This is a genomic window from Thalassoglobus sp. (assembly GCF_048270125.1).
Lineage (GTDB): Bacteria > Planctomycetota > Planctomycetia > Planctomycetales > Planctomycetaceae > Thalassoglobus.
This window is the reverse complement of record NZ_JBLWTN010000034.1, coordinates 49,181-61,985: the sequence shown is the minus strand read 5'-3', so window position 1 is coordinate 61,985 and position 12,805 is coordinate 49,181. Positions and strand designations below refer to the sequence as shown.

General features: G+C 49.5%; 8 protein-coding genes. 3 read left to right on the top strand and 5 right to left on the bottom strand.

From position 1 onward, the window contains the following. Positions 1-64: 64 nt before the first annotated feature. From ACN0YR_RS22820 to ACN0YR_RS22810, 3 genes are read right to left on the bottom strand one after another with little or no spacing between them, the layout of a single operon-like run. A complete protein-coding gene (locus ACN0YR_RS22820) occupies positions 65-583 on the bottom strand; it encodes a hypothetical protein (protein WP_417851519.1) in 519 nt (172 codons plus the stop codon). A gap of 56 nt (positions 584-639) precedes the next feature. Continuing rightward, complete coding sequence (locus ACN0YR_RS22815; protein WP_417851518.1) at positions 640-2,265, bottom strand: arylsulfatase; 1,626 nt, start codon at positions 2,263-2,265, stop codon at positions 640-642. A 42-nt stretch (positions 2,266-2,307) separates the two neighbouring features. Continuing rightward, positions 2,308-3,762 carry a sulfatase gene (locus tag ACN0YR_RS22810; protein WP_417851517.1) on the bottom strand — a complete coding sequence of 485 codons (1,455 nt, stop codon included), beginning with the start codon at positions 3,760-3,762 and terminating at the stop codon, positions 2,308-2,310. A 288-nt stretch (positions 3,763-4,050) separates the two neighbouring features. Here ACN0YR_RS22810 and ACN0YR_RS22805 point away from each other — a divergent pair, with 288 nt between their 5' ends. After that, positions 4,051-5,274 carry a protein-L-isoaspartate(D-aspartate) O-methyltransferase gene (locus ACN0YR_RS22805; protein ID WP_417851516.1) on the top strand — a complete coding sequence of 408 codons (1,224 nt, stop codon included), beginning with the start codon at positions 4,051-4,053 and terminating at the stop codon, positions 5,272-5,274. 156 nt (positions 5,275-5,430) lie between these two features. Here the strand turns inward: ACN0YR_RS22805 and ACN0YR_RS22800 are convergent, their stop codons facing one another. Together ACN0YR_RS22800 and ACN0YR_RS22795 are read right to left on the bottom strand one after the other, a co-directional pair. Next, complete coding sequence (locus ACN0YR_RS22800; RefSeq protein WP_417851515.1) at positions 5,431-6,012, bottom strand: DNA-3-methyladenine glycosylase I; 582 nt, start codon at positions 6,010-6,012, stop codon at positions 5,431-5,433. 95 nt (positions 6,013-6,107) lie between these two features. Further along, a complete protein-coding gene (locus ACN0YR_RS22795) occupies positions 6,108-7,547 on the bottom strand; it encodes an AI-2E family transporter (RefSeq protein ID WP_417851514.1) in 1,440 nt (479 codons plus the stop codon). 386 nt (positions 7,548-7,933) lie between these two features. Between ACN0YR_RS22795 and ACN0YR_RS22790 the strand changes: the two genes are divergently transcribed. Continuing rightward, positions 7,934-10,492, top strand: coding sequence for a PQQ-binding-like beta-propeller repeat protein (locus ACN0YR_RS22790; protein ID WP_417851513.1), 2,559 nt, complete (start codon positions 7,934-7,936; stop codon positions 10,490-10,492). Positions 10,493-10,770: 278 nt separating this feature from the next. After that, positions 10,771-12,450: a PQQ-binding-like beta-propeller repeat protein gene (locus tag ACN0YR_RS22785; protein WP_417851512.1), complete on the top strand. Its 1,680-nt coding sequence runs from the start codon at positions 10,771-10,773 to the stop codon at positions 12,448-12,450. The last annotated feature ends 355 nt before the right edge of the window (positions 12,451-12,805 follow it).

Below are 12,805 nucleotides of genomic sequence, written 5' to 3'. Positions count from 1 at the left end.
TCGTCTCCTGAGATCGGGGTGGTGAAAAATTACAGTTCCACAATACCCGATTGACGGAGACTTCCTACATAGTTTCATCCATGAACCGTTGTTTCACTTCAGAGATGTCAACAAGGTCCTGGTCGGTTCTTGGTTTCTGCCGAGCCCCTTTTCCTCGCTGGTAGACAGGGAGTGCGTTCGGGCTTTCAATTTGTAGAGGTGGATTGATTCCCGCTTCATTAAAAACTTTGACGAGGTACGACCGCCAGCCATTCTGAATGAGTTCTTTTCGGGCGGGGCCTACCGAAACTTTTACTCGACTTTCTGCATTGATGTGAACTCCCGCGACACAGTAAGGGTCGAGAATTTTTTGAGCTGTTCGCACAATCGCCTGATCATCGTCAGAGTCGTAGGCTTTCTGTAGTTCCTGTTGCTCTTCTGCAGAGAGGGGGGCTCCCACAAACTTGAGGGCCTCGACAAGCCGTTTCGTGCTTTCAATAAGTGGTTGACGTTCGACTTCAACAACTGTCGGGAAATCTTGTGCGCAACATGTTGCACACAGCGCTGTTAAAAACACCAGGTAAAAATGGGGTCTTGCACGCATATGAACACCTTGTCGTTCAGCTGTGATTTCGGAATGAAATGGAAGTGCCGTCTGCTTTAGTTATTATCTTTCTTGCGAGATTCTTTCTGCTGAGTGCTTTTCAGATATTGATACATGTTAAACCGTTCAGTGTATCTGACTTCATTACGAGTCGCCCATGTTTCCCAGAGTTTGACGAGATCTGTTTTCTGCTGTTTGTTCGAAGTTGCCAGGTTGTTCATCTCGGTGCGATCTTTTGAGATGTTGTACAGTTCCCATGGCTTTTTGTATTCCCGGACTAACTTCCAGTCTCCGGAGCGGACGCCTGCGTTTCCTTCATGCTCCCAGAATATGGGCTCAGTATGCACAGGCTTTGTGCTTCCACTCAATAATGGAGTGATTGAAACTCCTTCACAGGGGGGAAGAGATGCAGGGTATTCGGCGCCAGCCAGGTCGATACAGGTCGCCATGAAATCGGGGAGATACGCCACATTGCGAACGAAAGAACCACGCTTCGATTGGGGAATTCCTTTTGGCCAGTGCGCGATCATAGGTGTGCAGGCCCCTCCTTCGTGGATGAAGTGTTTATAAAGCCGAAACGGAGTGTTGCAGGCATTGGCCCAAGCGAGGCCGAGTCGAACTCCGTCGGTCGTTTGCAGTGGCGGATTCCTGACCATTTCCGTGGAACCCTTTCCAAGTCTGCCACCTTCCTGGCAAGCTCCGTTATCCGAGAGAAAGAAAATGATCGTATTGTCGAGCTTGCCAAGGCTGTCGAGATGGTTCGTCAACTTGCCGATGTTCTGATCAATTGAATCAACACAGCCAGCGTAAGCTGCCATAATGGAATCAAGATCGTCCTGTTGCTCAGGCTTGAGCGAATCCCATTTTGGGCCGACATGAGGAGCGGGGACAATTTCTTCGTCGAACAACCCGATGGCCTTCTGTTTTGCCAGTCGAGCCTTCATCAACGGTTCCCAACCTTCCGTGTATTTGCCTTTGTATTTTTGGAAGTCTTCCCACTTGGCATTCAAAGGCCAGTGCGGAGCGTTGTAAGCGAGGTAAAGAAAAAATGGTTTGTCGTCCGTCTTTGTCGTTTCGGAAATGAATTCGCAAGCGTAATCGGTGAAGGTGTCAGTCGCGTAGAAATCCTTGTCGGTTTCAACCGGCTCATTCCCAAACATGATGCCTCGTCCGCCGCCCGGTTCGAAGTAATTGACCGCTCCGCTCAGGCAGCCGTAGAATTTATCGAAGCCACGTTGCATCGGCCAACACTCCTGACGATGCAGTCCCAGATGCCACTTGCCAGTCATTAAAGTGTGGTAGTCAGCGTCTTTGAGAACCTGCGCAATTGTCGTGCAATTGTCGTTTAGAAAACCCTGGTAAGGCCCTTCAAATCCCAAAGGGCGCTCGGGTGGTTCCGTCATGTGCCCAATGCCCACTTGATGCGGATGACGACCGGTAATCAAAGCTGCACGAGTCGGACAGCAACGACCGTAGTTATAGAATTGCGTGAAACGGAGTCCCTGCTCGGCAAGTCGATCGATGTTAGGTGTTTCGATTTCGCTGCCATAACAGCCGATGTCGGAAAAGCCCATGTCATCAACCAGAATGATGATAATGTTGGGGCGAGGGGCTTCAGCCAAAGCGAAGGTACACGAAAAAAGGATTGTCGCGCAGATGCAGACGTTGGACAGAAGTTTCATTTTAAATCTTCTCTTAAAATTGTGATTTCCGAAGCCTGCAAGTTATCGCTTGGCTGACTTCGCCTTCGGGTGCCGGTCCAGAATCGCTTTGAGCTCTTCGAGTACTTCCAGATTCTGGTCAGCGATGTTGACAGTTTCCAGTGGATCTGTTTTGTAGTCGTACAACTCAAAGACTGGTTGTGCGTTCTCGTTCATTTGAGGACGCCACTCGACGAGTCGATACCGCGACGTGCGGATCGCACGCCCCAGGCGGCCTCCTTTGGGGAAGCAATGATATGCGTGGTCATCGACGGTGGCTGCTGGGTCTTTCAGGACAGGCACAAGACTCTTTCCGTCAATCGGTTGTGGTCCCTGAGGTGCAGGCAAGCCAGTGAGTTCAGTCAGCGTAGGAAAGATGTCGACTGTTTCCACCAGTTCTTTCGAACTGCTGTTCGGTTTTGTCACCCCGGGCGCCCGGATGAGAATTGGAATTTTGTTGGCTTGTTCATAGTTCGTATGTTTGGTCCAACTACCGTGATCGCCCAGATGATAGCCGTGGTCTCCCCAGAGGACGACGATCGTATTCTGATCGAGTCCCAGGCGATGTAGCTCATCGAGAACCCTCCCGACTTGCGAGTCCATATACGACATGGATGCGTAATACCCGTGAATAAGTGTGCGAACCATTTCCTCTGAAAGGGGAGGGCTGTCGGGGATCGGTTTGTACTGATTCAGTTCTCCAAGAGTCTTGCCAGCGAATTTGGGAGCTCCCTTCGGAGGGTGAGTGTTCTTCGCCAGGGGAAGTTTGGCGGGATCGTAGAGATCCCAATACTTCTTCGGAGCACAGAAAGGTAAATGCGGTTTGGTGAATCCGAGAGCTAGAAAAAATGGTTTCTTGTTCTTCTCATAATTTTGCAGCCGCTGAATTCCTTCGGCGGCGATGCGGCCATCAGCGTAGGCTCCATCCTCGACATCCGCTTTTTCCCAAGCGGCGCCACGGGGAAGCCCGCGAGCGGGTTGGTTACTAAAGAGAGCCTCCTCCTTGGTCAGTTCACCGTTCGTGCTTTCTGGAAGAACATAGTCGATGACTTTGTCCGGGTGAAACGGGACGCTCCACGACTTCTCGTCGTTGATGTTCCCATGTCCAATGTGGAAAACCTTGCCAATTCCAGCTGAGTGATATCCATGCTGCATGAAATATTGTGGCATCGTGACAGCTAAAGGAATGGCTCGACGAAAGTGAAACCCGAGGCTGTAAATGCCGGTGGATGTTGACCGCGATCCAATCAGCAGATTATTTCGCGACGGAGCGCACACAGCTTGATTGCAATAGGCCATGTCGAATCGCATTCCGCTGGCTGCCAGAGAATCCAGGTTCGGCGTTTTTACCCAGTCGTCTCCGTATGCTCCGAACGACGGCTTGAGATCGTCGACCAGGATGAGCAGAACGTTGGGCTTTTCTGCCTGAGCAACCGTCGACAAGATAAGAATCAAAAGCGTAAGACGAATGATTTTCATGTGCAAATTCTGGTTCTGATTCAATGTCTAACTAAAGTGAATTCTGAATAGGAAGTCTGACTCTTTAATCAGGAACGTGCAATGATCTCATAAAAACCTGTTGCCGTATTTCTGCTGGTTTGCGAGACTACCGAAAGTTGAGTCGCAAATGATCCTGAGAAAATCTCGGTAAGAGAGTGGATTCGCGAGTTGCATGCAGGAAATGCAGTCTTTTCTCACCACGTAATTTGGTCATTGTCTCATTCCGGTCATTGCGGCATTTTGACAGAACAATATGGAGTCGAACCGGTGTCAAGGATCTTGAAACCTATCACATTCACAATACTGGCTGTCATCTGCTCAGCGTTTTGCACCAATTCCTACGCGCAATCACGTGATCCGTACGCGCCCGAACGGGCCAAAATGGTAGAAGAATATATTTCATCGGAAGGTGTGCAGGACCCACGTGTCCTCGAAGCGATGGGAACCGTCCCTCGGCATCTTTTCGTGCGACCGAATTTTCGCTACTTGGCGTACACAGACCAGGCGCTTGACATTGGCTTCAAGCAAACGATCTCTCCGCCGTTCATTGTTGCATACATGACGGAGATGCTCGCCACGCAGCCGACTGACAAAGTACTGGAAATTGGAACCGGTAGTGGCTATCAGGCAGCCGTGTTGTCCGGATTGGTTCAGGACGTTTACACGATTGAAATTGTAGAACCACTCGGGCAGCGGACCGAAAAACTTCTCAAGCGGCTTAAGTATGACAATGTTCATACCAAGATTGGAGACGGTTACCAGGGTTGGCCGGAGCATGCTCCGTTCGACAAAATTATCGTCACCTGTTCCCCGGAGTCAGTCCCCGCTCCGTTGGTGGAGCAACTCAAAGAGGGGGGGCGGATGATTGTTCCTTTGGGAGAACGGTATCAGCAAGTCTTCTATCTGTTTGAGAAGGAAAACGGGCAGCTGAAGCAAACGAAACTCCTGCCCACTTTGTTCGTCCCGATGACTGGCCAGATGGAGGAACTTCGCAAAGTCAAACCTGATCCATTGAATCCAACAATTGTGAACGGAGGATTTGAAGAGGACGAGAATGGTGACGGACTTGCAGATCACTGGCACTATGTTCGCCGTGGTGAGCTCTCTGATGAATCGTCAGCTGGTCGAAAGAGTATCCGTTTCGAAAACTCTGAATCTGGTCGGATGTCGCACATGCTCCAGGGGATGGCGATTGATGGTTCTCAAATTTCCGAGGCACGCGTCAGTTGGGCGATGAAGTCTGAAAACATTCGCAGCGGACGTGCCGCACAGCAGCAGCCAGGAATTGCTTTCTACTTTTACGATTCTCGCAGACTCCCAATTGGACGTGTTGCAATTGGTCCCTGGCTGGCAGATCAAGAAGAATGGAAGCGATCCTCAACGGTCATCAAAATTCCTCGCACTGCAAAAGAAGCAATCATACAGGCCGGCCTGAACGGGTCGACGGGAATTCTGTATCTGGACGAAATCCAAATCACTCCGATCCGCTAGAGCAGTTTGCTCTACCATGTGCCCGTGAAGGACGCATTTCTTTAGTAAAAATGCTGTTCGCCACGAGGCAGAACCTGCAAACCAATTCGAAAGATGCTCTAAAGCAGTTCCAGCCTTGGTCTTGATGCTCTGCCTCGTGGTGAGCTGTCTATGAAGTTATGAAAGTTCGGAGTGGCGGAAACAATCGGTGAGATGATCATTGACCATCCCGACAGCCTGCATGAAGGCGTAACAGATCGTACTCCCCACAAAGCCGAATCCACGCTTCTTTAAGGCTTTGCTCATTGCTTCAGATTCTTTAGTTTGAGCAGGAACTTCACCCGGAGTCTTCCAGCGATTCTGTCGCGTTTGACCTTTGGTAAACTGCCAGATGTATTTGTCAAACGAACCGTACTCTTCCTGGACGTCCAGAAACGCTTGAGCGTTGCGGACGGCAGAGTTGATCTTTAATCGATTTCGAACAATCCCAGCATCTAACAGAAGCTCATCGATTTTCTTTTGGTCATAATGCGCGACAACTGCAGGATCGAAATTGTCGAACGCTGATCGGTAATTCTCTCGCTTCTTCAGAATCGTTGTCCAACTGAGCCCAGCTTGTGCCCCCTCCAGAATTAAGAATTCAAATAACATCCGATCGTCGTGAAGCGGAACACCCCACTCACGATCATGATAGTCAATATCAAGGTCGCCGCGTGCCCATGCACAACGAGTCAGCTCAACCGGTGATTTCTCTGGCATGACGCTCTCTCTGATAATTTTATTCTCGCGAGAGTCTGGAGCAGTCTGTCTCTGTGGCGTTGACAGGCTTCCGAGGTAATACAGAACCCTCTCCATCAATCCTTTTCGAGAAGACCTTCAATCGGAGAGTCTTTCTCTTTTGACAACTCTTGAAGTTCGTGATTGAAAATTTGCACGAGGGCATGCAGACACGACGCAACGATTGGACCAATAAAGACTCCCCACAGTCCCATCACTTGCAACCCGCCGAGTATACTGATGAATGCTAAGAGTGGATGGAGCTTTGTATCGCTATTGAGGACGTAAGTTCTGACAACATTATCAAGGAACCCGACGAAAGCAGCCCCGTAAATCGTAAGCAAAATGGCCTGCACCCAATGCCCGGTGGCAAAAAGGATGATTGCACACGGAACCCAGACCAGCCACGTCCCGGCAATTGGAATCAATGCGGATATCGTCGCGAGCATCAGCAGGATGAACAGATGATCAAAATCGAAAAGCCATAGTGCAAAGGTGGTGGCAAAGCCTTGAGCGAACGCTGCCAGAAAGGTTGCGACCACAACAGATCGCACCACTAAAGCAAACTGCTCAAGTAGCTGACGCTGATATTTGGCATGAACTGGAATCATCTTCTCAGCAGCCAGTAATAATGTCGTTCCATCCGCCAGGAAATAGTACAACGCAACGACATACATCATCAGTCCGATCAGCGCGGAAATAATAGCCCCCGCTGCACCAGCCAAAAAACCGAATGTCGTACCCGCAGCTCTTCCCAATGATCGGTCTCCCAAATCGTGAAGCATGGCGCCGATTCGCAATCGGATCTCTCGGCTGACTTCTGCGGGGTTACTCTTCAGCTCTTTGGGCAACCAGGAATTGACAAAGTTCACGGCATCATCCAGAACCGATGGTTCAGTTATTTCTGATGATGCGCTGGCAGGTGGCTGCTCATCGCTGTCGTGTTTCTCGTCCTTCTGCCTGTCCGGCTCAATACCCTCTATTTCATCTTTGACTTCTATAGCTTCCGTGTTCGTGACGATTTCGTTATTCGCTGTGGTTTCTGCATTCACGACCGGTTCAGAGATGGCAGCATCATCGACGGGCACATCCTCCAGCACCGCGCCGGGGAGTTTCGTGGCTGCTTCTTTGACCTCAAGATCTGCAGAGAAAGAGTTGTCCGGGTCACTCTCGACAGTTACCACTTCCGGAGCGAGGAAGATCCTCAACCAGCGGCTCTCATCGACTACGCGTGATGAGAAAGTGTAGAGCTGCAACGTTGCAATCAAGATGCCTGTAATCAGCGGGACCAGAATGGAGGTCATGATGGTCGCTGTCGTCAGAGCTGCGGAGAGAGAAATTTGCTCATTGGTTCGCGAGAGGAAGTAGCGAAAGAGCGGCTGACAGACAACGGCAGTCATCCCTGCCAGAAAAAGCGGAAGCAAGAAGGGGGCGACAACTCTGAAGAACGTCACGCCCAAAGCGACGATCAGAACTAGCAGGACAACTAGAGAAACTTTTCGACGCATCGAGGACATGATGTCATATTCTCATAAAATGAAAATCAATTATGGGGAATCGGAGAATAGAGGGAATCAACCGTTGTCAGCAAGGTCTGATTCGTCGATCGGCTTGCGAGTAAGAAGTCCACGGATCGGGCAGGTCAGGGCATTTATCATCTTTATCAGAGAAAAGCGGCACTTTGAACTACAGCGTTCATTCGTCCCAACTTCATCGTGTCTGACTACTCTAATTAAAACACGACGACTTAGAAGTTCGACGAAATTTCTCGATTCCTTGCCCACTGGTCCGGTGTTGAGTATCGTTGTAGACGGCGTAGATGTGAGTCTACGCGCCCACCTGCCTGCCTCAAAGTTGAACGAGACCCTTCGTTCAAAGTCTTCCTGTACAGATGAGTTCACAGATGATGAGAAGAACAACTCTTTTTTGCGTTGTCGCAAGCATTGCATTCACATTACAAAGTTCTACGTTCGCTGAAGAAAACTGGCCATACTGGCGTGGACCCGATTTCACGAACGCCTCTGCAGAGAAGAATTTGCCTGCCGAGTGGGATCCGAAGGGAGGGGAAGGCAGCAATGTCATTTGGGCGGAACCCTACCCCACACGTTCAACACCGACTTTGATGAACGACAAGCTGTACATTCTCACGACAGCTCATCCTGAAGAAGAATCAAAGATGGGCGAAAAGGTCGTCTGCATCGACTCCAAAACTGGAAAACAACTTTGGGAATATTCGTTCAATGTCTACTTGAGTGATGTTCCTGCTGAACGTGTCGGGTGGTCCAGTGTGACCTGTGACCCTGCGTCCGGGAATGTTTATGCCTTGGGAGTCTGTGGATACTTCTGCTGCCTCAACGGGGAAACAGGTGAAGTGATCTGGGATCGCTCACTCCACGAAGAATTCGGATTGTTGAGCACCTACGGCGGACGAACTAACTTCCCACTCGTTTATGAAGACAACGTGATCATCAGCGCAGTGGTCATTGGTTGGGGTGAACAGGCGAAACCAGCACACCGCTTCATTTGCTTCGACAAAAACAACGGAGTCCCGATTTGGTTCGAAGGAACAAGACTTCTCCCCGATGACACAACCTATAGTGCTCCTGTGCTGGCTGTCATTGAAGGTGAATTGCAGATGATCTTCGCTTCTGGCGATGGTGGCGTTTACGGTTTTCAGCCACGAACCGGAAAGCAATTATGGAGCTACATGGTCAGTGGTCGCGGAATTAATACCTCTCCGCTGGTCGTTGGAAACAAAGTCTATTGTGGTCACTCTGAAGAGAACCTCGACACCACTCAGATGGGGGCTGTTTTCTGCATCGATGCAACAAAACGAGGCGACATCACCAAAACAGGTGAGGTCTGGCGAAAAACCGGCTTCCTCGTGGGACGTTCCAGTCCGGTGATGATCGATGGACGACTTTACTGTGCTGACGACCGTGCCAAGTTGCACTGTTTCAATCCTGAAACAGGTGAAACGATCGGACAGCCCGTTCGACTTGGAACGATGATGCGATCGAACTTGCTCGTCGCTGATGGCAAAATTTATGCACACACTGCCAACGGTCGCGGATACATCTTGAAGGCAACAGAAGACGGCGCGGAAATCCTGTACAAATTCCGCTTCCAGAAAGGTGAAGAGTCCCACGGAACACCTATTGTCTCCAAGGGGCGAATTTTCATTCCTACGACTGGAAACTTGTACTGTGTCGGTTTGAATGATGCCAAAGTCGAAATCGGTGAACTTCCGCCAATGGCGAAAGAAACGGACCCTGCTAACGATGACAAGCCAGCGACTGTGGTCCTTGCTCCAGTGGAATCATTACTGCTTCCAGGCGACCGTCAGCCAATGCAGGTTCGCCTGTACAACTCCAAGGGACAATTCATTCGTCTCGCAAATCAGGAAGAAGTCGAGTTTGAACTGACTGGTCCAGGAATGATGGACAAAGAGGGGGCCTATAACATCCCCAAAGATCAGGAAACTGCTGCTGCAACACTCATGGTTGCCAAAGTTGGAGAGATCAGCGGGAACGCACGGATTCGTGTCATCCCACAACTGCCGTGGTCAATTGACTTCGACAATGGGGTGATTCCGGTCACTTGGGTTGGAGCACGCTATCGGCATATTCCTCTCGATTTTGACTTGCTGATGAAGTTAAAGAAAGATGATCAACTCGCCAGCGATTTGTACATCTATTTCATGACACAATTCAAAAACGTCGGACCTAAGGGAGTCTTTGACGACTCGACGCCTCGCCAGACATGGACAGCCTTGCTCAGCTTTACTGGTCTTGCGGACGGAGCGAATCGTCCAAAGAACATTGAAGATGCCAAAAAAATCTTCGGTGCCGCTCTACAGAAACTGACTGATGAAAAAATTCTGTCGTCTGTGGAATGGTCAGAATGGGAACGCCCAAGTGCCGTCGAAGGAGAAACCGTTAAAGAGCCACGCCTCACAGTGACTCAAGGCGAACGGAAGATCGATGGAAACGGCGTGATGTGTAAAATTACCACCATCCCCAAAGGGGCTCGCAGCCAAGGTTGGATGGGGCACCCGGACTTCCATGACTACACCATCGAAGCGGACGTTTATGCCTTCGAGCGAAACGGAAAACTCCCTGACATTGGACTTGTTGGACAACGATACACCCTCGACTTGATGGGGGCATCGAATCAGCTTCAACTCCGGACCTGGACGCCTCAAATGAACCGTTTCTCTGCAAACGTTTCTTTTGTCTGGGAAGCAAATAAATGGTACACCATGAAATTCCAGACAGAGGCTCAAGACGGAAAAGCGATCTTGAAAGCCAAAGTCTGGGTGAAAGGTGAAGAAGAACCAGCTGAGTGGACCATTACAGCAACCGATGAAATCGGCAACGTCATTGGAAGCCCTGGTTTGTTCGGTAACGCGAAAGATTCAGAAATTTTCTACGACAACCTAAAAGTGACAAAGAACAAATAGATCAAACGAAGTTTCGATCTCAATTGAATTCTGTCAAAGACACCGATTCCCGAAACCTGAATGGTTTCGGGAATTTATCACAAGAAGCCCTGGCAGCCCTGTTCGAATCGTTGTGATTCACTCGATTATCGATCACTTGTGCAGGTTTTGTTAGAGCTCATCACACTCTCTGGCAAAATGTTGTTTGAATCGATTGTGAGCAAGAAATAACCTTGCCAGAACAATACTACGATTTGAACTGCAGGTTGGCAGATTCATTTTCCATAACGGGGAATCAAATGAAATCACGATTTTTTGGCATCTCACTGGCAGCTGTCCTGATGGTTGCCCTTTCTGTTCAGGTGACTGCACAGGATGGAGAATATAACCCTCGAAAAGAAGCACTGGCTGAAATCAAGAAGATGGATGTCGGCCCTCATGACTGGCCTCAATGGGGTGGCTGGTCACACAAAAACAACGTCCCCGAAGCAACAGGAATTCCAACAGAATTCAATGTTGAATCGGGCGATGGTGTTCTTTGGAAAGTTCCTCTCGGATCACAAACATACGGAAACGTTGTTGTCGCTAACGGCAACGTCTACGTCGGGACGAATAATCACCATGGATATGTTCCACGGTTTCCAAAGTCAGTCGACTTAGGAGTCTTGCTCTGTCTTGACGAGAAAACCGGTGAATTTAAATGGCAGCATTCGAGCCAAAAACTCTCAACAGGACGCGTCCACGACTGGCCTGACCAAGGGATTTGCTGCTCACCAATGGTCGACGGAAACCGATTGTGGTACGTCACCAGTCGTGGTGAAGTTGTCTGTCTGGATACTGAAGGTTTCCTCGACGGAAAAAATGATGGCCCTTACAAGTCAGAACCGATCGAAAGTAAAGTCGAAGCGGACATCATCTGGCGATTCGATATGATGGGCGAACTGGGCGTCTCTCAACACAACATGTGTAGCTGTTCGATCACCGGACACGGAGATATTATTTTCGTAAACACTTCGAATGGTGTCGACGAATCGCACGTCAACATTCCGGCCCCAAGTGCTCCGAGCTTCATGGCGATGGACCGCAACACAGGCAAAGTTTTGTGGACGGACAGGTCACCAGGACTCAACATTTTGCACGGTCAATGGTCATCACCGTCGTACTGCGAAATTGATGGGCAAGCACAAGTCCTCTTCGGTGGTGGAGATGGCTGGTTGTACAGCTTCGATCCAGCTGGTGATGGAAAAGGAAATGCGAAACTCCTTTGGAAATTCGATGGCAACCCCAAGGAATCACTTTACTCCGTCAGTGGACGCAGTGAACGAAACCATATCATTGGAACAGCCGTAATCTACGATGGACTCGTTTACATTGGTGTTGGCGAAGATCCTGAGCACGGCGAAGGAAACGGTCACCTGTACTGCATCGACCCAACGAAACGTGGCGATGTCAGCCCGACCATTGCTGTCGATAAAGACGGAAAAGAGATCGAGTTCAAAAACGATGGAACGCGACGCCTCCAGAAGATTCGTCCCGATGATGGAGAAACGACCAAGCCAAATCCAAACTCTGCAGTTGTTTGGCACTTCACCGGTGAAGATACCAACGGAGATGGTGAAGTTGAGTTCGAAGAAGAAATGCACCGGACCTGTGGAACTGTCGCGATTCTGGACGATATTCTTTACGTCGCTGACTTCTCGGGAATCTTCCACTGCATCGATGCAAAAACTGGAAAGCCTTACTGGCACTACGACATGTTCTCCGCAGCGTGGGGATCACCATTGCTGGTTGACGGGAAAGTCTACATCGGGGATGAAGATGGAGATATCGCTGTCTTTAAGCATGGCAAAGAAATGGAACTTCTTGCGGAGAACCTGATGGACAGTTCTGTTTACAGTACTCCTGTCGTTGCCAACGGAGTGTTGTACATCAGTACAAAGGACACTCTTTACGCCATCGGAAATAAGAAGAACGACTGATTGGCGGAGTATGGTAATCACTATGACAACTGGGACGTTTGCCGGATTTTTTTTCGACATCTTCCCACGAATCCTCATAAGTGAGTCCACTCCTTACCAGTGAAATTAACAGTGACATCATCAAGCCCGGAGCAACATGCTTCGGGCTTTTTTTGGTACTGAAAATGAAATCACCGCTATGGATTCGGCGACGCTTCACACATTCAATAAAAATAGATTGTGTGAAATGTTTTCATGTGGTGCTTGATCTTCGTTTGGGTTCGACATTTGTTTGCTAAGTCCCTTATGCTAGAGCAAGTCTAGGTTGGTCTTTACGTAATGCTCCGTGGAGAGCAGTCAATCAAGTTGCAAGAGT